We start from the raw sequence: 24,199 nt of genomic DNA, 5'->3' as shown, positions 1-24,199 counted from the left end.
AAGGACATGTTGATGAAGGAAAAACTCACAATTCGGCAGTTCACCTTGCTCACCTTCCTGGTTATGATTGGAGATATGGTTCTGATCTACCCTTCAGTCATTACTGCAGTAGGCAAACAGGACGCATGGTTCTGTTCTCTCATTGGTCTTCCAATCGGTCTTGGCATCATGTGGGTTCTATATACATTACATCGAACACATCCACAGTTGTCCCTTTTTGAAATATGTAACAAGTTACTCGGGACCTGGGCTGGTTCTGTGCTTTCAGTGGCCTATCTATTTTATTTCGCGATAGGTGCAGCCATATGTGTCCGTGAGGTCGGTGACTTCATGACGACCCAGATCTATCTACAGACCCCTATCCGGGTCATTATTCTAATGATCATTTCCTCCTTGGCCTGGGGGCTTATCCATGGTTTTCGTACGATAGGATTAAGCTCCGAGCTGTTAACCCCCATTGTTGTGGTGTTTATAGCTTTTCTCTTCCTGGGGCTTCTTCCTCAAGCCAAAAGCTCTAATCTTCTGCCTCACTTCGACATTCCCTGGATACATTTAGTAGAGTCTGTCATCCGCGGAGCATTTACTTCCTTTGGTGAACTTATTGTTCTTTCCGTATTTCTCCCCTATGTGAACTCCGGGCCTCATTTCAAACGGGATTTCTTGCTGGCTACCTTCTTTGGAGGATTACTATTAAGCTTGTTATTGCTGCTCTCGCTTATGGTGATGGGACCTACACTGACGCAGCACAGCATCTATATTTCATATGCCCTTTCGCAAAAAATTAATATCGGTAATTTCTTCGAACGAATTGAAGCATTCATGGGTATCGCCTGGTTGATCTCTACCTATTTTAAAAGTCTGCTGTATCTATTTGCTTTTGTGCTGGGTACAGCACAATTATTTCGATTAAAGACGTATAAGCCTCTCATATTGCCTTCTTCCCTGCTGTTATTTGCCCTGGGTGTCCTGATTGCTCCAAATGTTATTTTCTATACAGATACGATCATGCCTGTGTGGGTAGACTGGGATATCACCGTCAGCTTCATCATTCCCTTGTTCCTCTTGCTGGTATATCGCATTCGTTCACGCAAACATAAGCAACAGTTTTGAAGTACTGTCACCATATATGCAAAAGGCTGTGTTCACGGCAACTTCCGCGAGCACAGCCTTATATTGATGATTAATATTCTGCCGGGGCAGCCTATATGGCCTTCAGAGCCTCAAGTGCAGCATCGATATGTCCTTTGACCCGAACTTTGGACCAGTCCTTGATCAATTTCCCCTCTTCATCAATCAGAAAAGTGGAGCGAACCATGCCCATGTACTCCTTGCCATACATTTTCTTCAACTGCCATACACCGTATTGCTCGGCAACCTGATGTTCCTCATCTGATAACAGAATAAACGGCAGCCCATACTTGGCGATAAACTTGTCATGTTGTTTCATCGGATCGGTGCTGATTCCGAGAATGACAGTATTCAGCCCCTCAAATTCAGCATGTCGATCCCGGAAATCACAAGCCTGTTGTGTACAGGACGAGGTCATATCCTTGGGATAAAAATAAAGCAGCACCCGCTGTCCGCGGTAATCGGACAACTTGACCGGTTCTCCCGTACTGGACGGAAGCTCAAAATCGGGTGCCAATTCGCCTACAGTTAACGTCATGTCAGTTCCTCCCTCGTATCGCCCATGAATTGTGATCAGGGCGTTATTATGATCCTGCTCCGCGATATCGTTTCACACCATAATTCCACAGAAGCAAGCCCATAGAACCAAACACCAGTCCCATCACAGGTGTGAGGAGCGCCATGCGATGCATCTCGGACCTCTCCAGGAACAAGGCTGCCGGATAGATGCCTACAAAGGCAAACGGAATGACCCAGGTTAGCAGCACCTGAATGGCACGGTTATAGATCGTTACCGGGTAACGCCCATACCCTTGAATGTTATACATCAATGGCAGAATACCTGTTGGCGCGTCCGAATAAAAGGACAACGAAGTCAGGGTGGTATAGATGCCGGCATAGATCATGACTGAGCTCAGTGCCAAAATAATCAATGCAGGGATATGCCACCATTCCAGCATTAGTCCCATCTCTGCTCCGCTGAAGATCATGATGATCAGGCCGATAAACGAGCCCACGAGTGCAGGCGGGTCCACATTTTCAAGCAAGATTTGGAACAGGTTATGTGCAGGGCGTGTCAGGATACGATCCATCTCACCTTTGACGATGTACCGCTCGCTGAATCCCCACAGATTGATAAAACAACTAAAGATGCCATAGGGCACCATAAAATACCCATAAACAAAGAGTACTTCACTCTCACTCCAGCCGCCCAGGTTATCCGTGTGGCGGAAGACCACAAAGATAAAGATCAGGTTGGTTGCCTGGAACAGCAGATCCGATAGGATCTCCACCCAGAAATCAGCACGGTACGTGAGTCGTGTTTTCATGTAATTCTTCAAATATTCCCAGATCAGACCTATATAGTACATATCTGTTATCCTCCTTGCACGAACAGACGCTTGCGCGCCTTACGCCAGATCAAAACCATCGGAAGCAGTAACACGGCAAACCAGAACACCTGAATACCGAGTACATTCCAGATGGCGGTACCTTCCACTCTTCCAGTGAAAACGGAACCGGGCAGATACGTAATGGCCTGAAAAGGCAATACCTTCATCACCGCGGACATCCAGCTTGGATACAGGCTGATCGGGATGATTAGACCGGAGAACAAATCAACTACGACGCGTTTCATGCGCATCATGCCTTCATTGTTTTCCACAAAAAATGCCGCAAGTCCGGTGATCACATTAATCTGGGAATTAATGAGGAAACTGAAGAACAGCATGACGAGAAAGCCAATCCACGCCGATGGCGCCGTAGGCAGTTCAACCGGGAACAGCAGAATGGCGATGAGCATCCCCGGAATCATGAGGAGCAGGAAGCGGAATATGCCTTCACCAAGACCCTGCATCATTTTGACCATAACGTAATTGATCGGCCTGATGAATTGAATCGCAATGGAGCCATCCCGTATGTCTGCGGCAATCTCTCGGTCCAGGTTGTTAAAGTAAAAGGCACGTGCCATCCAGGATACAGCGATGTAGGTTGTCATCTGTGCTGCCGTGAAGCCGCCCAGTTCACCGCTGCTGCCATAAATGGCTTGCCAGGTAAAGTAATACACGCCGATATTCAGCGTATATATCAAAATGCCGGAGTAATAATTCACCCGGTATGCCAGCATCGTCAGAAAACGGATGCGCATAAAATCAATAAATGCACTATTCATCTTAGGATACACCCACCGCTTCTTTCCCTGCTCCCACAATCTCGGGACGCTCGGCGGAACCGGACTGGTAGATACTCCGCACAATCTCATCCGTGTTGATCTCGATAATCTGAATATCGGTAATATCAGCCTGTCCAACGACACGTCCGAGTACATCCGAGACATTCAGTTCCAGCGGAATCCATACAGATGCGGACAATTCATTCTCTACTGTCCAACGCACAGGCAACGCAGCAGTCCATTCCTGCATCTGACTGATGTTGTGAGCCGAGCCAAACTTGAAGCGGATTTCACGCTCCTTGCCCCACTGGGACTTCAGATGATCCAGACCTCCATCATAGATGATGTTGCCTGCATCAAGCATGATCACCCGGGAACACAGGGCCTCAATGTCCTGCAAATCGTGGGTGGTGAGCAGAATGGTCGTTCCATGCTCCTTGTTCATGTCTTTCAAGAAATCCCGAATTTCCGACTTCACCACAATATCCAAACCAATGGTTGGTTCATCCAGAAAAACAATACTCGGGTTGTGCAACAAGGCTGCCACTAACTCACAGCGCATGCGTTGACCGAGGCTCAGCTTCCGCACCGGACGACTTAGCAGATCCTGAAGCTGCAACCGCTCAACCAATTCATCGAGCCGTTTGCGGAAGTCTGTCTCTCCTACACGATATACTTTGCGCAATAAATGGAAGGATTCGATAACGCCAATATCCCACCACAATTGACTGCGCTGACCAAAAACAACACCAATATTCTGTACAAACTTCTCCCGTTCCTGATACGGAACATATCCACCAACCGATATTTGCCCTGAAGTAGGCACCAAAATGCCGGTTAACATCTTGATCGTTGTTGATTTACCGGCACCGTTCTCCCCGATATATCCGCATATTTCGCCCTGCGGAATCTGAAATGAAATATCATTTACAGCCAATACCTCCTGGTATTGACGTGCAAACAGGTCCTGGAACGCGCCCTTCAGCCCACCTCGGCTTTTCTGGACGCTAAACGACTTGCGCAAATCTTTGACATCAATCGCCAGCATGATTATACCTCACTTGGATTTTGTTGAAATTGCTTGTAGCCCAAAAAGAAATTATAATGGTATCAGTCAAAATTCAGCAATACCCGAACTCGTTTTTTATTTTATCTCAAATACAAAGGAGAGCTAGCATGACCAGAAAGACGAAGAGAACCATCTGGATTTCTCTTGCCGCCTTCGTGTTAATTATCGGAGGAGCAGCGGCATATTATTTCGGTTCTATTCTCAATCAGTTGAACGGTTTGGCTAAGGACGGTGACGAATCACCATTTGCAGGTATCGAGAATGTGGAGAAAGTAAATACGCCTGACCCTCCAAAATGGGAAGGTACCGAAACGGTAAATATTCTTGTGATGGGTGTCGATGCGCGCGGATTGAAAAAAGGTGAAGTGCCCCGCTCCGACAGCATGATGGTTGTATCGCTCGACCCACTTACCAAAAAAATCAATCTGTTCTCCATTCTTCGCGACACATACGTCGATATTGACGGGTATGGCAAGGAGCGGATCAATACCGCCATTACCCATGGCCCTAACGCTGCCATGCATGCTGCCGGCGACCTGCTCGGCATTCCTGTACAGTATTATGTGTATACGGATTTCCAGGGATTCATCAAATTGGTGGATGCCGTTGGCGGCGTCGATTTTGATGTGGAGAAGGACATGCACTATACAAGTAAAGCAGACAATAACGAATACGATATTGATCTCAAAAAAGGTTATCAGCATTTGGATGGCGAAACGGCCCTCATGTACGTTCGTTTCCGTCATGATGCCATGTCGGATTTCGCTCGTTCCGAGCGTCAGCGTGAATTGCTGAAAGCTGTAACGGCGAAAATGCAGTCAACCACTACCATTGCCAAACTGCCTGCCATTCTGGAACAGGTTAATCCTTATGTAGATACAAATCTGACACTCTCCGACATGTGGAAGCTGGGTGGGCTCGGATATCAGAGCAGCATGAACGGCAGTGAGCAGATTCCACCAATGAACCTGCTGAAAGAAGAACGCACAGCGGGCGGTGCGCAAGTATTGACGGTTACCAATGAAGAGAAATTGAAGCAGCATATTCAGGATATTATTCATCCGCCTGCTACAACAGATGATGGTACAAGCAGTACCGAAGATAAAACAGCCAGTGGTGACGATCAGAAGTCAGAACAACCGGCTCAGTAATCTAAACATGCAGAGGGCAGCCATTACGCTGCCCTCTCGTTGTGCCTGGCTGTACTTTTATGAGAAAATCATCATATCTTTCTGTGGCTTGTACCTTTATCATATTTTGAATTACGAAAGGAAGTTATCTTATGAAACCATCACGTTCCCGATCCGAACTTCTATACGCAGAAGCACTTGAACATATTGTAGGAGGTGTTAACAGCCCTTCACGCTCGTTCAAAGCCGTTGGTGGCGGTGCCCCTGTATTTATGAAAAAAGCCCAAGGTGCCCACTTCTGGGATGTCGATGACAATCGTTATATTGATTATCTGGCTGCTTACGGTCCGATTGTTACAGGACATGCTCACCCGCATATTACGAAGGCCATTACGGAAGCAGCAGCAAATGGCGTGCTGTACGGTACCCCAACAGAACTTGAGATCAAGCTGGCCAAAATGCTGAAGGAAGCCATTCCTTCCATGGATAAAGTTCGTTTTGTAAACTCCGGTACGGAAGCCGTAATGACCACGATTCGGGTCGCTCGTGCCTACACCAAACGCAACAAGATCGTAAAATTCGCCGGATGTTACCACGGCCACTCGGATCTGGTGCTTGTGGCTGCCGGTTCTGGCCCTTCTACGCTGGGTATCCCGGATAGTGCAGGCATTCCAACCAGTATTGCGCAAGAGGTCATCACCGTGCCTTACAACGATCTGGATAGCCTCAAAGCTGCACTGGAGCGTTGGGGTGACGATGTTGCCGCAGTCATGGTTGAACCAATCGTGGGTAACTTCGGTATGGTTATGCCGGAACCTGGCTTCCTGGAAGGTCTCTGTGCCATGACACGGGCTTACGGCTCGTTGGTTATCTATGACGAAGTCATTACGGCTTTCCGTTTCCATTACGGTTCTACACAGACATACCCCGGACTTGATAATCATGCGGAGATTGAACCCGATCTGACGGCTCTTGGTAAAATTATTGGTGGCGGCCTGCCAATCGGTGCTTACGGCGGACGCAAACATGTTATGGAGCAGGTTGCTCCACTCGGCCCGGCTTATCAGGCGGGAACGATGGCCGGTAACCCTGCATCCATCTCGGCTGGTATTGCATGTCTGGAGGTCCTGCAAGGCGCGGGTGTATACGAAGAGATGGAACGCCTTGCTATCGACCTCACGGCAGGTCTGCAAGCTTCTGCTGACCGTCATGGGATTGCACTGACAATCAACCGGATTCGCGGTGCATTCTCCACCCATTTCTGTGATCATCCGGTGACGAATTATGATCATGCCCAAGACACGGACGGAGAACGTTTTGCTTCCTTCTTCCGTCATATGCTGGACCGTGGCATTAACCTGGCTCCATCCAAATATGAGGCTTGGTTCCTGACCACGGCTCATACAGACGAAGATGTTCAGGCTACATTGGAAGCCGCAGAAGCTTCCTTCAAGGCGATGGCTCTGGAATAATACAATTACGTCCGTCTACAACATAGTGTATCTAGGATGAATGCTTGTTCGGTTCAAGTAACCGATCAACCATCATTCTAGATTGATGGATAACAACACACCTCAATAAGTGTCCGACAAGTGATCAACTTGTGTGGACACTTATTCGTGTTTTTTTGGATACAGTTGGTGAGAATTATCTCTGCCTGATCTGTAGTTTCAAAATTACCTCCCGGATCACCTGCATCCCTTCTTCGATTCGCTGCTTCGGCACATTGGAAATGTTCAGTCGCAGCATCTGATCCTCATGCACCTGATATGTCCCCTCCGGATAATACCGTTCTGTCGTATCTACGATGACTCCGCGCTTTTGAAGCCGGGACAGCAGAACACGAAGTGGAATATCACCCGCCAAAGGTAACACCGTATGCTCCCCTCCTGTTCGAGGAGCCTCCATAAATGGAGCAAAGTCCGGATACTTGTCCAGTTGCTCATGCACCGCGTGCATCCGGGCAGCATAACGGTTACGAATCACTTTTCTGTGATGAGCAAACATTCCGCTGTGCACATAGATCTCCAGAGCTGCTTGAGACAGGACGGAAGTGTCGATATCGAGCATTTTTTTGTATGCACCAAAAGATTCTAGAAGAGGTGAGGGCAGAACAGCTACACCAATACGCAAGCCTGGAAACAAAATTTTGGAGTAACTCTTCAGATATATGACCCGGCCTTCCGTATCATAAGACCATAACGGGTCCTGTTTCGTATTGTCCTCCAGATCAGCCAGATAATCGTCCTCCACCAGATAGACATCGTACCGCTGTGCAAGCCGGATCAGTTTCTTTTTCTCAGCAACAGTTAAGGATGTGCCAATCGGATTGTGAAAGCGCGGCATGACATAGAAAAACTTGATATCTTCCTCAGCGAACTGACGTTCAAGCGATGCCCAGTCCAGCCCATCCAGGGCACGTCTCACCCCGGCAATCGGCACATTCAATCCACTCAGTAGCGAGGGCATATTGTGATAGGTCGGAAGTTCAAGCAGTACTTTTCTCTTTTCATTGGGAAAAGGCATCAATGCAAGTACAGCCAGTGCCTGTTGCACACCTGATGTAATAAAGAACTGCTCTGTTCTCGCAAACACCTGATAATCCGCAAACTGCTTTTGCAACAGCAGAATGAGCGAAGGTAATCCCTGATTCGTGCCATACATGAATAACTCTGCCTGTTTCTTCTCCATCGCCTGATCCACACAATGACGAAAATCTGCATAAGGGAACACCCGCGGATCAGGGGCAGCGGAAGCAAAGTCCAACGCTCCCTGCCAGTCCATGTCCTGAGCACCTGTCCCGTTCTGTACGGCATAATAGCCGGATTGAGGTATGGCGTACACCAAATGCCTCTGTTCCAGCCACTCATATGCACGAATTGCTGTGCTTATACTGCATTGATATTGTTCAGCTACAACTCGAACGGCTGGAAGCCGGATGCCCTTATCTGCCCACTGGCGACGATCCTGCTGCTGCATCTGTTCCTGAATCCACTGCTTTAAGGCTTCGGCGATCACTTCGTATTTTCTCACTGCACCCATCCCTCTCCCACAACTGTACCGTTACAGTTTAACCTTTTATCTATTGTAGCACGAAGCACCTGGCAGTATATTGAATAAGGCCAGCACATACCTCGAACCTGACATGTTTGCAGGATAATTAAAGGTAATACGGTATGACTATTGTATTGGAGGAGCATTTATGAACACTCACACTCGGGGATACGCTTATATCGCAGCTGTATTGTACGCAGCTATTATCGGCCTATCTTTTTTATTTGTTAAAATGACTGTCACTGTTGCACATCCGATTGATGTGCTTGCCCACCGATTCGCGCTATCGCTGATTGTTGTCAGCATTCCTGTCATTTTGGGTTGGATCAAAATCCGATTGAGCCTTCGTGATCTATGGCGGATCATTCCACTAGGGCTTTTATCTCCCGTCTTATTTTTTGCTTTTCAAGCCTTTGGACTCGTATCTTCCAACTCATCAGAAGCCGGTATTATTCAGGCAATGGCGCCTGTGTTCACACTCGTTCTCGCTTCGATATTCTTGAAAGAACGCACATCCACGATGCAGAAGCTGTTCCTGCTTCTGTCTGTCGCTGGAGTTGTATTTATTTTCATGATGCAAGGAAGCGGCATGTCTATAGGTAACCTGAAGGGCATTGCATTATTGCTGTTATCCACGGTCTGTTTTGCAGGGTATGGTGTGCTTGCAAGACCATTAACCCAGAAGTATAAACCGATGGAATTAACCTGGGTCACACTGATGGTTGGCTGTATTGTATTTAACGCCGCTTCCCTGATCCGACATGCTTCCAGCGGTTCCATGATGGACTACATCAAGCCACTTGGAGATACATCCTATCTGGGTGCGCTCGCTTATCTGGCGATCCTCTCCACCATGATCTCCACCCTGCTCGCGAGCTATGCCCTGACTCATCTGGAGGCTTCGCAAATGAGTGTATTCAGCAATCTGTCCACGCTCATCTCCATCGTAGGAGGTGCATGGATATTGCATGAACCAGTGGGTAGCTACCACTATATTGGTGCATTGCTGATTATCGCCGGTGTTCTTGGTACCAATATGAGTGGTCGTAAACAGAGGCTGGTCAGTGAGATCAAAGCGTGAAAGAGATTCTTATCGAAGGGACCCGACAAGCCAGGAATGCTGCCCGGGAAACAATGCTAGAGGTACGAGAAGCCATGGATATTCAGTATTTTAAGCTCTAAGTGCCTGTATGAAGGACTTCAATCACGTTAACACTGCTGAGGACAGTCTATTGGGAAAAGGGGACACCTCAGCATGAAACGTACACAGCCATCTTTTTTGCAAGCCATGATGTTAATCATGTTATCCGTTGGTCTAGTCTGCCACGTTCTGATTATTCCTGCCCTGTTGTCTGCGGCTAAAAGGGATTCCTGGATCTCTGTTCTGTTGTCTACAGGACCCTACCTTGTATTTGCGCTCATGCTTGCCTATGTTTCTCGTTTTCTCCAGCATCAAACGCTGCATGATTGGCTAACTTCCCATCTTGGTAAGCCTCTTGGCTTGCTATTTCGGATCGGAAATAGTCTCTTTTTTCTGTCCGTCATCTATATCACCTTACACGATACCACCACTTGGGCCAAAACCAGTTACCTGACGGAAACTCCTACTTTGGTTACCAGCATTGCACTTATGTCGCTCTGTGCCTATGCGGCTTATAAAGGCATGCGTTCTTTGGCTTTCACAGCAGGATTGATCCTGCCCCTCGTTGTACTGCTTGGCTTCTATGTTGCGATTGTGAATACCCAATATAAGGATTACAGTCGTCTGCTTCCTGTCCTTGAACAGGGCTGGCATCCCGTGCTCCACGGTATGGTTTATAGTCTTGCAGGCATGTTTGAACTGCTATTCATCTGGTACATACAACCCCACCTCTCCAAACAGATTCGTGTATGGCAGTATCTGATGCTCGCACTCATTATTGTCGGTCTGACAATAGGTCCACTCATTGGTGCTATCGTCGAATTTAATCCTTTTGAGGCTGCCAAAATGCGATTTCCTGCCTTTGAGGAGTGGCGCATTGCCTCATTGGGCAAGTACATTGCACAAACTGACTTCTTTTCCATCTACCAGTGGCTCGCTGGCTCGTTTACCCGAATTAGTCTTGCTATGTATATTGTGGTAGAAATTTGGGATATTAAGAGCACATCCAAAAGAATCATCAGCTGTATCTCTTTAGCCGTTCTATTTATAATCTCTATGATGTACCGTCTAGACGATATTACATTCGAAAAGCTGCTTGTCGATTACATATTCCCGTTCAATCTCATCTATCTTAGCGGACTAGCAATAATTGCAACGACCGTCGCATTCATCAGCTCACGCCATCAGAGGAGGAAACATCATGGAGCATCCAACGATTGACACCACGTCCCATGAAACACTGCTTGCCTCTTTGAAAGAACAATTCAACCCCTGCGCGGATGTCGTTATTCAAACGTTTCCAGCAAAAAATGGAAATGGTTTGCCGATCATTGTGCTATATTGCGATGGTCTCAGTGATGCTAAACAAATCAATCAGTTTATCATTCCCCGACTCGAAGAGCATTCCCTGCTCGAAGAAGATTCGCACACGAAAGAACTTGGATTAACATTAAATCCAGTGGAAGACCTTCGAGATACGAAAAATTTAAATCTGTTGATTTTTAGCGGACAACTGTTGTTGATCTTCGGCAACGGCGATCAATCCTGCAGTTTGGATATTGCGAGCATACCAGGGCGCAACCCTGAAGAATCTGCCATCGAGTCTTCCATAAAAGGGCCTCGCGATGGATTTACCGAAGAGCTGAGTGTAAATATCGCACTCATTCGTAAACGGATGAAAACCTCTTCCATGTGCTATGAAAAATATGTTAAAGGTGGGCGAACTCAAACCTCTATTGGCCTATTGTATGTAAAAGACATTATAAATCCGGAGATCCTAAAAGAAGCACGTGAAAATATAGATAAAATTGAAGTTGACGGCATTATTGGGACTTCTGTTATGGAAGGAGCAGTTATGGGAGGCATTCGCAGTATCTTTCCTCTCACCGATAATACAGAGCGACCTGACTTTGTCGTGGACTCGCTCTTAAATGGGCGTTTTGCTGTTCTGATCGAAGGTTCACCTGTTGCGATCATCGCTCCAACTACACTGTTCAATCAGTTGAAATCACCGGAAGATGAGAACACTCCTTTCTTCATTGTGACTTTTGAACGCATCCTGCGGATTTCCGGTTTGCTGATTGCTTGCTTTTTTCCTGGATTCTATATCGGCCTCACCAGTTTTAATGTGGAGCAGATCCCTCTCCCGCTTCTGGCAACGATTGCTGGTACTCGTATGGGGCTGCCCATGCCTGTAACGCTGGAAGCCTTTTTAATGATTTTTATGTTCGAGCTATTCAATGAAGCTGGCCGCAGACTTCCTCGTGCTTTGGGCCAAACTGTCAGTGTGGTAGGCGGACTCATTATTGGAGATGCAGCTATACGTGCCGGGATTACTTCTCCTACTATCATTGTAACGGTAGCGATTTCAGTTATCTCCAGCTATATTCTAGTAAATACGGTGCTCAGTGGGGCTACTGCTCATGTTCGGATCGGAATGCTCATTATCTCTTCAATCCTTGGATTATTTGGATTTATGATCGGACTGTTCGCGCTGTTGGTGCACCTCGTATCGTTGGAGTGTTATGGCGTATCCTATCTGTCACCCGTATCTCCCTATATTCCCGGAGACTTCACTCAGGCCGTATCCATGCCCCCTTCGATGAAAAGAACCAAACGTCCAGCAGCACTTCATACCCAGGATTCCACCCGCCGGAGGAAGCGTCCGTGAAAAGATGGGTATCCATAAGTGGGCTTCTTATAAGCTGTTTGATCCTGCTAACGGGGTGCTGGGATTCCAAAGAGGTGCAAAGTATTAACTTCATCACAGCGATAGGGATTGACTATGTGGACAACCGATATATTGCGTATGCCCAGTTAATTGACTTCTCCAGTATCGCCAAGCAAGAAGGGCCGACTTCGCGGGAAGCAAGCGATATCTGGATTGGACGAGGTGAAGGCACAACCTTAAGTATGGCTATTAATAACCTCTATCAAACTTCACAGCAACAAACATTGTGGACCCATGTAAAGGCGATTGTTTTATCAAAAAATGCCCTGAGTGGGCGGCTGGAGGATGTGTTTAACACACTATTACATTCGGGTCAGATGAGATATACACCATGGATCTACGGCACGGAACAAAGCATACCCGATGTGCTTGCCCCCTCTGCCCTGTTGAACCAATCTACCCAGACCATTGAGCTATTTGAACCGATCAAGCTGTACAAGCAGCATTCTGCCTTCGAACCCATCCGTCTTCATCAGCTTCTTGACGGTATTCGTGAACCTGCTTCGGTTATCCTATTACCTTCTATTACCAATAAAAACCAAACCTGGTTCAATGGGGATGAAGCTCCCCCCTTGATTAAAACAGATGGATTTTTTGTCATTTCACAGGGCAGAAGTCAAGGGAAAGTGGCAGGGGAGGACGCAGATGGTACTCGATTCGTAAATTATAATCGTGTCTACCAGTACCCGCTGTACGTTTACAAGAATGGAGGCAAGACCCCTGATCTCACACTTCGCCTCCATAATCCGCATACGAAAATTTCATCAAGGAAAGAAGGAAATGGGGTCATTTTCGACCTGATCACTTCGGTAAAAGGTGTCATTGTCGAGGATAGCGGCTCCCACCAATCTCCTCGTACAATGGAGAAATCAGCCGAGAAACAGATCGAATCCGAAATTCGGACAACATTCGAAAAAAACAAATCACGGAAAATCGATTCCTATGGCCTCGCAGAACATCTGTATCGTCATGACCTTGCGATGTGGAAAGAACAGGTTCAGCAACGTGCTGATCCCATCAAACGATTCAAACTTGGCAAAGTGGAGGTTCGTGTAAAAATCCTTAATGCCAGCACATACAAATACACTGAGTAATACACAAAGAGGACCAGTCACCTGCAGTGTGAATGCAAGGTTGCTGGCCATTTTCTCTTCTACCTCTTGCTGGTTATCTTGCATTTCGTATCACGTCAGCGGATACGCCATGACACTCATCAAAGCCAATTCAGGCTGGGTCGTGTCCAAACGACTGTACTGGACGATAACCGGGATATTGCTCGAAACCGTAATCGCATAAGGTACGCCTTGCGGAATTGACTGCTCTCCGGAGCGAAGCGATGCAGTGCGAATATGCTTCGTCCTTCTCGCTGGCACTTCAGCGACAATACCTTCGAGTGGTTCTCTGTCTTCAAAGTAAATGGTGATGTGCAGCTCCGCATCCGTTGTACCCGTGTTTAATACACAGATGCTTTCGTGACTCTCCAGTGTGCCGCTGCTCTCCGGCGGGATGTAGCCATCAGGGATAACCCAGTAGGTATGACCTGTGGCTGCTGGAGCATTGTTACGGGCAGATGTGCCTGATTCTGTCTGGTCAGGTATCATTGAAATATATCCTCCTCTTTTGCGATTGTAATATTAGGTTAAAAATCCGTGGGCTCGCGGGGCAGTCGCTTCGGCGGACGGATCGGGCTATGGGCCACTGTTGGCTCGGGATTTCTTCGGCTCATTCGCGGGGGCAACCCTTAAAACCCGAGGGCTCGCAGAGCAGTCGCTTCGAAGGCCGGATCGGGCTGTGGACCGCTGTTGGCTCGGGATTTCTATTCAATTCCCCCTCAGCAGGGGAAATCCCGCTCCAAAGGCGGACGCTTCGCTCCCTCTACCCGATTCCGTCCTCCTCCGCTGCTACGCTCGCCATTAACTTTTAAAAAATTATTGCCTTCGCTATTCGCTGGGCAACTTTTGCTGGCTCGTTAACTTCGTTTAACTCGCTTAATAATTAAGGGCATGAACCTACCGCAGATACATCTGCAGCGGTTGCAATTGCAACTCGCGGATGGCTTCTGCCACCTGTTGGGCAAGGCGGCGAGCACCGCGTTCCTGAAAATGCGTGTTATCCTCCACGCCTGAGGGGAAGTTCACATACTCGCCTGGCAGTACCCACATAAAGTCGTCCTTGGTGGCTTCCACGCCTGCCTGCTCGAACAGCAGACGGCTGCGCTCAGCCAGATCGATCAGCGGGACCTCTTCCTCTTCCGCCAGCTCACGTACGGCGATGATATAATCGCCATGGGTATCGGTCAATGTGCTATCATCCGCGAAATAGCGACGATGCACCGGGGTGATGAGCACCGGACGAGCCTTGGCTTCACGGGCAGCATCGATATACTTTTTTAAATTTTCCTTATATGTTGTGAATGGATCGGTCCCACGCTCAGGGTCCGGCTTCTCATCGTTATGTCCAAATTGAATAAACAGAAAGTCTTCAGGCTTGATTCGCTCCAGAATGGCGCTGAGTCTGCCTTCATGAATAAAACTGCGGGAACTTCGGCCTGACTGGGCGTGATTATCCACTGCCACATCATGTTTGAACTGTGCTGGCAAGAGCTGGCCCCAACCGCAATACGGATATCCACTTTCCGGCTGATCCGTTACGGTAGAATCCCCGGCAAGAAATATAGTCATGGTCTGATTCGCAAGAGTGATCTCCAACGCATTAATTCTTGGCGCGGGACCGGAGAATGACAGGCGAAGTCTGCCGCCGCGAACAACGACCGAGAATCGCACCTCTGCAAACTGCCCAGGAAGTGTACAAATGGTTGGCAGTACAAGCCTGCCCTCACCAGCTTTCACGCGGGTCACTGTCTCAGCCAATTCGTCACCTGCAACAAGTAAAACTTGATAGGTTCCATCGGGAACATCCACGATGAAGGATGCTTTGAGCGGAATACAGAAGCCGGAATGCAATCGGGCAGACATGGTTGTCTGCCCCGTATTGTTATGATGTTGTCTCGTGCAATTCGGCTCATCGTCATCTCCGATGCGTTGTTTCTCATACACGAGGGAACCTGCTTCGAATCCGTATCCTCCACGTTCCTCATATGCGGTGGTTGCAGTTACTTTCAGATAATCCCCTGTCTCATCTGCTCTTTCCGAGTCCGGTCCAAAGTTAAACTTCCAGCTGGTCACGGACACTGCCTGGCCCTCTGCCGCTGCCTCCATGGCAACGGCCTGACTCTGACTACCCTGAGCTTTATTCAAAAGGAACAACCTCCTTGTTTAACATTCGTAAACGTTCATTCGGGCAAAGATGCAAAGAACAGTGAAGCCTGCTTATCCTTTCAATCCGCTGGTGCTCATTCCTTGAACAATTTGTTTCTGGAAGATGAAGAACACCGCTACAACCGGAACCAGACTGACGATGGACATGGCAAACATGGCGCCCCAGTTGGAAGCAGATTCGCTATCCAGGAACATTTTCAGTGCCATGGATACGGTATATTTTTCAGGTGAGTTCAGGTACAATACCGGACCGAGCAGATCCTCCCATCTCCAGTAGAAGGAGAAAATCGCTGCTGTTGCCAGAGATGACTTGATGAGCGGCATAATAATCTGGATATACAGTCTGAATTTGTTACATCCATCGATGGTTGCAGCCTCATCCAACTCCTTCGGAATCGTTCGAATGAACTGTACCATCAGGAAGATGAAGAATGGCATTCCGAAGAATGTAGGGACAACGATTGGAAGAATCGTATTCAGCCAACCCAGCTTCGTGAAGATAATGTATTGAGGAACCAATACCACGTCATGTGGCAGCATCAGCGTCAACATCATAATGGAGAACCAGAAGCTACGACCCTTGAAGCTAAGTCTGGCAAAACCAAAAGCGATCAGCGATGATGATATCACAGCACCGATGGTAGATATAACTACGATTACAAGTGAGTTGGTGATGTAATCCATGAACGGTCTTCCTGCTGTCCCTTTCCAACCATCCACATAGTTACTCCAGATCCACTCCGTTGGAAACAGGGTATCTGCGGTAACAAAGATCGTACGACTTTCCTTGAAGGAACTGAAGAGCATCCAGAGTACGGGATAGAGCATCAGGAGGGCAAGAGCTGCAACGAACAGGTGATACACGGGCCATTTTACATTTTTCCATACCATCATCGTTACTTCCCTCCTTCAGATTCGTAGAATACCCAGTACTTGGATGTCAGGAACACAGCTACCGTGAGTATTCCAATCATAATGAGCATGATCCAGGCCATTGCCGAAGCATAACCCATGTTGTTAAACATAAATGCCTGACGGAACAGATACAGGGAGTACAGCATGGTACCATCCATTGGACCGCCTTCGCCTTTGGAGATAATGTAAGCAGGTACGAAGGTCATGAATGCCCCAATCGTCTGCATGATCATATTGAACAGGACGATTGGACTAAGAAGCGGCAAGGTGATGCTGAAAAATTTCCGAACAGGATTCGCACCATCCACGCCTGCTGCCTCGTACATCTCAGGGGAGATATTTTTGAGACCAGCCAGGAAGATCAGCATCGACGAACCGAACTGCCACACAGACAGTGAGATAAGCATAACCAGGGACGCATTCGGGTCACCAAACCAGCTTATAGGACCAATCCCAATTGCCGTTAGAGCGCTGTTGATAACACCCTCATTACTGAAGAGGTTACGCCACATAATGGATACGGCTACACTACCACCGATAATGGATGGCAGGTAGTACAACGTCCGGTACGTTCCAATCATACGAGAGCCGGTGTTCAGTACCATCGCTACGAAGAGGGCAAAGATCAACCTTAACGGTACCCCAATGAATACATACAGAAACGTTACTTTGACCGAGTTCCAATATTTCGGGTCATCAAAAAACATTTTGGTGTAGTTATCGAGCCCAATCCACCGCGGAGATGTGAACAAGTTATAACTCGTGAACGACATATATAAGGACACAAACATGGGGATGAGTGTGAAGCCCAGGAATCCAATAATAAACGGGCTTATGAACGCATATCCAGTTAAGTTTCTACGTAACGACGAATACTGCCTCAATGGAACGAACCTCCTTCATGGATCAGCTTACTCCCTCATCCTTGCTTCGGTCATCTGGACGGGGAAAGGCCCTCGCATTCGCGAGTAGCCCCATTCCCGACCATCCCTGCAGTGGGACGAGCAAGCCATCATTCAACTGTTATTTATTGTTCGCAAGTACAGATTCGGCGTTCTTGCGGAATGTTTCTGCTGCCTGTTCAGGTGTGATTTTGCCAAAGTTCAACTCTTCAACCACATCTGCGAGAGCAGAGATTACTTCAGGTGAACCAACTGGTGGCGGAGAACTCATTGGTGAAGCCTTAGGCTCCATGGCTGCTACGAATTCAAAGACCTGTTTCGTGGCGTCACTCAGCTCAGGTGCGATGGCTTCTTTGATTGCTCCTGAGATTGGTACACCACGCTCCCCTTTGATCAGTTTGTTGGCTTCCACGTCATTCACCCAGAAATCAATGAATTTAGCCGCTTCTTCCTTCACTTTGGAGTTGGACGTTACACCCCAATACATACTTGGTTGCATATAAAGTCCTTTTTCCATATCCGGTCCTGGCATTGGAGCGATTTCGAGCGGACGGTTCGCTACCTGTTGCAAGGCTACGAACTGGTTGGACCATTGCCATACGCCAATTCCTTTTTCCTTCACGAGATCTGATTCCTCAATAATCCCTTTGGTTTGGTTGGCTACATCAGGTGTAGGAGCTGCGCCCTGTTCAATCATGCGGCGCATAAGACCGAAGAACTCTACAAACAATTGGTCATCATCATAACCAAGACCTGTGCCTTCCGCATTGTATAGCGACAATCCTTTGGTACGCAGGAAGTAGTGGAAAAAAATATCAGGAGCTACTCCTCCATCCAGATACAGTCCTTTTTCTGCGGTTTGTTTGCCCAATGCTTCATACGATTCCCAAGTCATATTGTCAGGGATTGCATCCACGCCTGCTTTTTTAAGCAACGCCGGATCATATTGGAATCCAAGAACGTTAACACCGGCAGGTACACCGTATTGTTTGCCATTAATTACACCTGTGCTAATGACATTCTCGGACACATCGTCCACTTTGATCTGGTTGCCCAGATAAGGAGCTAGATCTTCGAGCTGACCATTCTGTGCATATTGGCTGATGTAGGAAATATCCATCTGAACGATGTCAGGCAACTGATTTGCCGCTGCTTGTGGTGCGAGTTTTTTCCAGTAGTCATCAAATGAAGCATATTCCACATCGATTTTGACATTCGGGTTTTTCGATTTGTACAGGTCGATGACCTTCTGTGTATATTCATGCCGTGCATCCGAGCCCCACCAAGCGATCCGCAGGGTAACCGATCCATCCGATGCTCCCTGTTCGCTACCTCCACCTGAACTACACGCCGCTGTAAAAACGAGCAATGCAGCCATCATCAGGAATATTGCCTTTTTCACCATGCCAATCTCCCCTTTTATGTTGATATATAGTTGTGTGAACGAGTTATCCTTTTATTCCTGATAACGCTTTCACAAACTTGTTAATGTCATTTTCGCAAATGTACGACCAGAGTTGAATACACAAAACCGTCTTGTTGGTTCAAAAAACAGAGGAGGACAACAGCCGCCTCTCGGCACTGTACGCCCTCCCCAGACATGAGTCATACGATTGATAGCCCATTGTTATATGCCAATCCTGCGGAATTCCGTAGGTGTCATACCGGTCCACTTTTTGAACACCTGACTGAAATATTGCGAATTACCGCCGAATCCGAACAACTCAGCTAGTTCGAATACTTTTACATCCCCGCCTCTGCGAATATGATCACACGCCCGCTCGATGCGCAGACGATTGACGTAGTTGGAGAAATTCTCGCCTGTGACTTTTTTGAAAATCTTGCCCAGATAATCCGGATTCATATATAACATCTGATGGGCGACTCCATTGAGCGAGAGATCTGCCTCTCCATAATGACGATCCACGATATCCATCATCTTCTCCACGGCAGAAGACTGGCGGCTAATATGATTTTTGTAATACCCGGAAGTTAGACGGGCTGCACTGCTTGCAACAAAAGATTTTAATCCAGATAACGTATCGATATGAGGCAATTCCGCCATACGCTGGGTGAATTCCGTTGCCTCCTCAGGCGGACATACATGAACCATCGCCGAGTACAGCTGCACTACATAAGAGCGAGTCACGTCAATTCCCAGCTGCTGACGCGATAATAGATCAAACAGACGATCCACCTCTGCCGCGGTCTCCTCGGTATTGCCCGATTTGATCAACTGACACAGTTGCTCCGCATCCTGTTCCACATGCACGCCGTCACATTCTCCCGCCAGGACGAGATCATTCTTCGTAATCAGCTTGCCTTCACCGATAAAAAAGCGATGGTTCAGATACTGCAATGCCTCACGAAACAACCGCCGGGACTGGATCATTCGATCTGCTTCACTCAGCGCAGCGGTCACTTCCAATTTATATAGTCGGGTAAATGCAGCCCGAACTTCTTCAATGCTTTCTTTCAGTCCAGCCGGATCAGCTGAATCCGCGAGCAAAATCAGGAGTTTGCCTTCAATGGTTGTGCTTAACAGTACATGGGGGAGCAGATCACTGGCAATGTTTTTGATCGCAAATAAGTGACTGTAATCATGTTCATCTACAATTCGAAACAGGAGTAACCGAACTGCGTTCTCTTCAAGTTCCAGATCAAACAGCTTCTGATAATACTCCAGATCAACCGGACCATAGGTGCGGTTGGTCATGAACTCCAACAGAAATTGCTCCTTCACATGCGGAAGCACACGCTGCAATCGCTGTTTCATCTCACCGGCAACATGCTCCTTCACCTGGGCATCCTGATGTTCCTGCAACAGTTCAGTTAACGCATCATGGATCTGATTCTCATTGCAGGGTTTGAGCAAATAATGCTTCACACCATATTGCATCGCTCTGCGGGCATATTCGAACTCCTTGTAACCGGATAACATGATGAAACGTACACCCGGATATGCTTCAGATGCCTTCTCTATGAGTCCGAGACCATCCAGGCCCGGCATAGAAATATCCGTAATAATAATATCCGGTCTTGACTGCCCTATTTTGTCCAATGCTTCGATCCCATTCCTCGCTGTCCCCACCAATTCAGTACCTGCTGCGGCCCAATCGACCACTTGGGAAATCCCCTCCAGAATGACACGTTCATCATCTACGAGCATCACTTTGTACATCGTCATCGTCCTCTCTGATCCAAGGTATGCTGATCGATACTACAGTTCCTGATCCGGGCTTGCTGCTCATCACCATTTCACCTTCATCACCGAAGGTCAGTCTGATTCGTTCCTGGATGTTAGATAACCCAATGCCCTGTCCTCTTGTCTGAATACGCCCTTCGTGTAGTTGTTCGAGAAATTCCGAAGTCATCCCCGGACCGTCGTCCTCAACTTCAATCATCACCTTATCTCCATCTGTTCTCGCCCGAATACGGATCCGGCAGGGTTCAATACTTGGTTCAAGTGCATAATGTATGGCGTTCTCCACGAGTGGCTGTAACGTTAACTTGGGAATCCGGGCCGTTCCCACCTCAGGGGCAATCTCCATGTCAAAATCAAGTCTCTCCTCAAAACGAGTGCGCTGAATCGTAACGTAACTGCGGACAATGTCCAGCTCTCTTTCCAGCGTGATCCACTTCTCGGACATGTTCACAGAGCTGCGCAGCAGAAATCCGAGCGCCTCAACCATTTCCGAGATCTGTCGTTGCTTCTGTACTTTGGCCAGCCAATTAATCGACTCCAGCGTGTTGTATAGAAAATGTGGGTTAATCTGTGCCTGAAGCGCTTTCAACTCTGTTTCACGAATCACTAGTTGCTTGGCATAGTTCTCATCAATCAATTCACGTATCCGTTGAAGCATCATCTTGAAGGTGCGATGCAGCAGCCCCACCTCATTCTGTGGAGATATCGGAACATTGCCAAGGGCAGCCTCCTCCAGTTTATCCAGATCGCCTTTTTCGATGTTACGCATCTTTTTGATCAACTGCGCAATCGGGTGGGTTATACTGCGAGAGAATCTCGCTCCTATGATCAGCGCCGCCAGAAAAATCATAATGAAGATGACCGTTACCAACTGTTTGACAAACTTGATCTGTTTAAACATCTGGTCAAAAGGCGTCGTATATAGGTAAGTCCAGTCAGTGTAGGAAGAGTTGGCCCGGGCGACAAAATAACGACCATGCTCAAACATGGCAATGCCATAAGGTTGGGTCCGCTTCAGTTCGGACTCTATCTCCGCTTCACTGACTGCTGATTCTGTTGGATAGATCACTTCTTTTCCATCCGTAATCAGCAACTGGGAGTCCTCTGCCGGTTCTTGCATCTGATCCTGGACAATTCGGTCCAGGCGGACACGGATAATCAGCGTACCGAGTTTTTCCAACGTAAACGCCCCACCCGTAAAAGATTTCACCTGTCGGACGGATAAAAGCCTAGCTTGTTGATCCCCGCTGGTATGCCACACATTGGACCCCGAATATCGGTCTCCCAGTGCCACCAGTTCCTTCTGTTTTATCTCCGAAATTCCTTCCCGGTTCCCTGCAGCCATGACGTTATTATCATTATCGATAAATAGCATGGAATAGACGTATTTCTCAGACCCTGCATAAGCAACTAGCCGGTTAGTAATTTTTTTGCGCAGACCATTTTTCTCGTAACCTGTCTCGGCCTTTTCAAGTTGAAGCAGATATTGTTGAAGCGGCTCATCTGACATTACCTTGAAAGAGAGACTGGACATCTCGCGCAGTTGATTCTCAATGCCTACTGAAGACATATTGAGGACTTGCGAGGACTTCTCGTAGATTTGACGATCATAGATGCTGAACACATATCGGAGCACAGACGCATAAAACGTAAAGCTGATTAACATCAAAAGTCCGATGAGAAGAATCGTTTTGTGATGAATTGGCAGTGTTGTGAAAGCGTTCTTAATTTTGCTCATCCTAAGCGCTCCTTTGCCTTGCGAAGGGTGCTGTCGTGTTATGGTTTAATCGTTTTATTGTAAGTTATTTTCATATTTACACATCCATTGGTCATCTGACAAGATATATTTATGCAACATTTCAGGTCATTAGAGATGGTATACATCTGTGTCAGCAACTCAAAAAGAACACAAAATAGCCAGAATACCTTGAACAGATCAAGGCATTCTGGCTGTTGAATCACATCATGCTAAAGCATGAAACATATCTTACGGATTAACAAAAACAGTTTTCAGCTTCGCTACATATTGCACATCAAAGCCAAGTCCTTCAGCCACCATGGCAAGAGGGACATAGGTTTTGGACTCTTTGCCTACCTTATTCAGAAATGCAGGTGTATCCACGTTAACCGATGCTCCATTGACCTTCACAGCATTGGCACCAATCTTCACAGCAACCTTCCGGTCTCCATATGTAATGGTTGCGGTTGAAGTCTTGTTATCCCATGCCGTAGTGGCACCAACAGCGTTCACGATATCTTGAATCGCCACAAAGTTTTTGCCGTTACGGATAATTGGTTTGTACGGTGTATTCAAGGTTTTGCCACTCACGATAATATTCATTGGCTCACCTGTGGCAGGTGCAGTCAGCTTGGTGTAATCTCCCCAGATCGTTTTGGCAAATACTTCGGCAATGGCCGCATATCCGAATTGATTCGGGTGGAAATCACGATCTTTGATCATATGAGTCATCGTGCCTTCACCGCCAACAAACTCTTTGGCCACGTGTGCAACTTTGACATTGGTTCCTTGAGCAGAGAATTTAGCTGCGATTCCATCAATCGTCTGTGTGAAACCTTGGGATGCCTCCATCAGTTTGGCATAGAGTGCCTTGCCCGCTACTTCTGGCATCGGTTGATACTGGTCGGCGATGACAATTGTAGCGGTCGGATTAATTTCATGGATCGTATTAATCGTTGCACTAACATTGTCTGTATATGTTGCAAGTAATTCTTGTAACTTTGTTTGCAGTTCCTGATCACTCAGTTTGTCTGCTGTACCGAGAAGCTCCGATACATCATTTCCTCCAATGGTAATTGCAACCAAACTAGCCTGTGCTACACTCTCCCGGATTGCGGCAGTGTTGGATCCGATCTGTCCCGCTCTTGGATCAGGAAGGCTTGGTTGAATGGCTTCAGAAGTCAGCATTTTGCCATCCTTAATTGCAGTAGTGAAGTTTTTCAGGCCACTGGTTTTCAATCCGGCAATCCCGTAGTTGTCCACCTGTGTACGTCCATGCAGCAAACCTTGCTCCTGCAGACGTTCTACATAACCATAAGGCAATTCTTTTGTGTTGGGCTCATATCCTACCGTTATGGAGTCTCCCAATGTTACGATGCGGAACTCCTTCGTTACGGCTAATGCATCTTTCTTCGCAGTCAGCGAAGCCTCGTTAGTACCTGCTGGCAATACACCGGTTTTGGTGTTAGCCGCGTGTGCAGGCAATGCAGATGATGTGAAGAGCAGCATTCCTGCCAACATGCTTACCGTTAAACCGGCAGCAGTATTTTCCCATATACGTTTACGCTTCATTCAGGGTAACACTCCTTCTCGTGAATCTATAATAATTTACACTAATATACGTGTTCAAAAAGGTCGGTTTTCAGTACCGAGAAGATGGGATGAAGCTAGAAATGGAGTAGCGGAGCGTAGGAAAACTACGTGAGCAACGGACATTTCGGCTGAATTCCATATTCGA

General features: G+C 47.4%; 20 protein-coding genes. 7 read left to right on the top strand and 13 right to left on the bottom strand.

Annotated elements, in window-relative coordinates:
• Positions 1-6 precede the first annotated feature (6 nt).
• Positions 7-1,110, top strand: coding sequence for a GerAB/ArcD/ProY family transporter (locus tag ABTV53_RS03050; protein WP_433750472.1), 1,104 nt, complete (start codon positions 7-9; stop codon positions 1,108-1,110).
• A 91-nt stretch (positions 1,111-1,201) separates the two neighbouring features.
• Here the strand turns inward: ABTV53_RS03050 and bcp are convergent, their stop codons facing one another.
• The 4 genes from bcp to ABTV53_RS03030 are packed head-to-tail and all read right to left on the bottom strand — an operon-like array spanning position 1,202 to position 4,346.
• Positions 1,202-1,666 carry a thioredoxin-dependent thiol peroxidase gene (gene bcp / locus ABTV53_RS03045; protein WP_433750470.1) on the bottom strand — a complete coding sequence of 155 codons (465 nt, stop codon included), beginning with the start codon at positions 1,664-1,666 and terminating at the stop codon, positions 1,202-1,204.
• Between the two features lie 46 nt (positions 1,667-1,712).
• Positions 1,713-2,498, bottom strand: coding sequence for an ABC transporter permease (locus tag ABTV53_RS03040; RefSeq protein WP_433750468.1), 786 nt, complete (start codon positions 2,496-2,498; stop codon positions 1,713-1,715).
• 5 nt (positions 2,499-2,503) lie between these two features.
• Positions 2,504-3,298, bottom strand: a complete 795-nt coding sequence (locus ABTV53_RS03035; protein WP_433750466.1) for an ABC transporter permease — start codon at positions 3,296-3,298, stop codon at positions 2,504-2,506.
• Between the two features lies 1 nt (position 3,299).
• Positions 3,300-4,346, bottom strand: coding sequence for an ABC transporter ATP-binding protein (locus ABTV53_RS03030; RefSeq protein WP_433750464.1), 1,047 nt, complete (start codon positions 4,344-4,346; stop codon positions 3,300-3,302).
• Between the two features lie 128 nt (positions 4,347-4,474).
• On the opposite strand from ABTV53_RS03030, the gene ABTV53_RS03025 reads away from it, so the two are divergent.
• On the top strand, positions 4,475-5,518 hold the full coding sequence (locus ABTV53_RS03025; protein WP_433750462.1) for an LCP family protein: 1,044 nt from the start codon (positions 4,475-4,477) through the stop codon (positions 5,516-5,518).
• Positions 5,519-5,649: 131 nt separating this feature from the next.
• Positions 5,650-6,969, top strand: coding sequence for a glutamate-1-semialdehyde 2,1-aminomutase (locus ABTV53_RS03020; protein WP_433750459.1), 1,320 nt, complete (start codon positions 5,650-5,652; stop codon positions 6,967-6,969).
• A 175-nt stretch (positions 6,970-7,144) separates the two neighbouring features.
• Here the strand turns inward: ABTV53_RS03020 and ABTV53_RS03015 are convergent, their stop codons facing one another.
• Positions 7,145-8,539, bottom strand: a complete 1,395-nt coding sequence (locus ABTV53_RS03015; RefSeq protein ID WP_433750456.1) for a PLP-dependent aminotransferase family protein — start codon at positions 8,537-8,539, stop codon at positions 7,145-7,147.
• A gap of 160 nt (positions 8,540-8,699) precedes the next feature.
• Between ABTV53_RS03015 and ABTV53_RS03010 the strand changes: the two genes are divergently transcribed.
• The 4 genes from ABTV53_RS03010 to ABTV53_RS02995 all read left to right on the top strand — a co-directional run bounded on the left by ABTV53_RS03010 (position 8,700) and on the right by ABTV53_RS02995 (position 13,517).
• Positions 8,700-9,632, top strand: a complete 933-nt coding sequence (locus ABTV53_RS03010) for a DMT family transporter (protein WP_433750453.1) — start codon at positions 8,700-8,702, stop codon at positions 9,630-9,632.
• A 174-nt stretch (positions 9,633-9,806) separates the two neighbouring features.
• A complete protein-coding gene (locus ABTV53_RS03005) occupies positions 9,807-10,913 on the top strand; it encodes a GerAB/ArcD/ProY family transporter (RefSeq protein ID WP_433750450.1) in 1,107 nt (368 codons plus the stop codon).
• Positions 10,894-12,363: a spore germination protein gene (locus tag ABTV53_RS03000; protein ID WP_433750447.1), complete on the top strand. Its 1,470-nt coding sequence runs from the start codon at positions 10,894-10,896 to the stop codon at positions 12,361-12,363. The genes ABTV53_RS03005 and ABTV53_RS03000 overlap by 20 nt, the downstream gene beginning before the upstream one ends.
• Positions 12,360-13,517 carry a Ger(x)C family spore germination protein gene (locus ABTV53_RS02995; RefSeq protein ID WP_433750444.1) on the top strand — a complete coding sequence of 386 codons (1,158 nt, stop codon included), beginning with the start codon at positions 12,360-12,362 and terminating at the stop codon, positions 13,515-13,517. Before ABTV53_RS03000 ends, ABTV53_RS02995 begins: the two co-directional genes overlap by 4 nt.
• Positions 13,518-13,607: 90 nt before the next feature.
• On the opposite strand, the gene ABTV53_RS02990 is transcribed toward ABTV53_RS02995, so the two are convergent.
• The 8 genes from ABTV53_RS02990 to ABTV53_RS02955 form a co-directional block, all read right to left on the bottom strand.
• On the bottom strand, positions 13,608-14,024 hold the full coding sequence (locus tag ABTV53_RS02990) for a sensory rhodopsin transducer (RefSeq protein WP_433750441.1): 417 nt from the start codon (positions 14,022-14,024) through the stop codon (positions 13,608-13,610).
• A gap of 408 nt (positions 14,025-14,432) precedes the next feature.
• Positions 14,433-15,641 carry a rhamnogalacturonan acetylesterase gene (locus ABTV53_RS02985; RefSeq protein ID WP_433754029.1) on the bottom strand — a complete coding sequence of 403 codons (1,209 nt, stop codon included), beginning with the start codon at positions 15,639-15,641 and terminating at the stop codon, positions 14,433-14,435.
• A 111-nt stretch (positions 15,642-15,752) separates the two neighbouring features.
• Positions 15,753-16,592 carry a carbohydrate ABC transporter permease gene (locus ABTV53_RS02980; protein ID WP_253442366.1) on the bottom strand — a complete coding sequence of 280 codons (840 nt, stop codon included), beginning with the start codon at positions 16,590-16,592 and terminating at the stop codon, positions 15,753-15,755.
• A gap of 5 nt (positions 16,593-16,597) precedes the next feature.
• Entirely contained in the window at positions 16,598-17,500 is a 903-nt protein-coding gene (locus tag ABTV53_RS02975) for a carbohydrate ABC transporter permease (RefSeq protein WP_253429934.1), read from the bottom strand.
• Positions 17,501-17,639: 139 nt separating this feature from the next.
• Positions 17,640-18,923, bottom strand: a complete 1,284-nt coding sequence (locus ABTV53_RS02970; RefSeq protein ID WP_433750438.1) for an ABC transporter substrate-binding protein — start codon at positions 18,921-18,923, stop codon at positions 17,640-17,642.
• Positions 18,924-19,145: 222 nt separating this feature from the next.
• The gene (locus ABTV53_RS02965) at positions 19,146-20,699 is read right to left on the bottom strand and encodes a response regulator transcription factor (protein WP_433750436.1); all 1,554 of its coding nucleotides are present in this window, start codon (positions 20,697-20,699) and stop codon (positions 19,146-19,148) included.
• Positions 20,674-22,461, bottom strand: coding sequence for a cache domain-containing sensor histidine kinase (locus ABTV53_RS02960; RefSeq protein ID WP_433750434.1), 1,788 nt, complete (start codon positions 22,459-22,461; stop codon positions 20,674-20,676). The genes ABTV53_RS02965 and ABTV53_RS02960 overlap by 26 nt, the downstream gene beginning before the upstream one ends.
• Positions 22,462-22,710: 249 nt before the next feature.
• The gene (locus ABTV53_RS02955; protein WP_433750432.1) at positions 22,711-24,033 is read right to left on the bottom strand and encodes a stalk domain-containing protein; all 1,323 of its coding nucleotides are present in this window, start codon (positions 24,031-24,033) and stop codon (positions 22,711-22,713) included.
• Positions 24,034-24,199: the final 166 nt, after the last annotated feature.

The sequence above is a fragment of the Paenibacillus amylolyticus genome, from assembly GCF_050990605.1.
GTDB classification, from domain to species: Bacteria; Bacillota; Bacilli; order Paenibacillales; family Paenibacillaceae; genus Paenibacillus; species Paenibacillus amylolyticus_H.
Note: the sequence above shows the minus strand (reverse complement) of the source record. Positions and strands in the feature narration are given on the sequence as shown.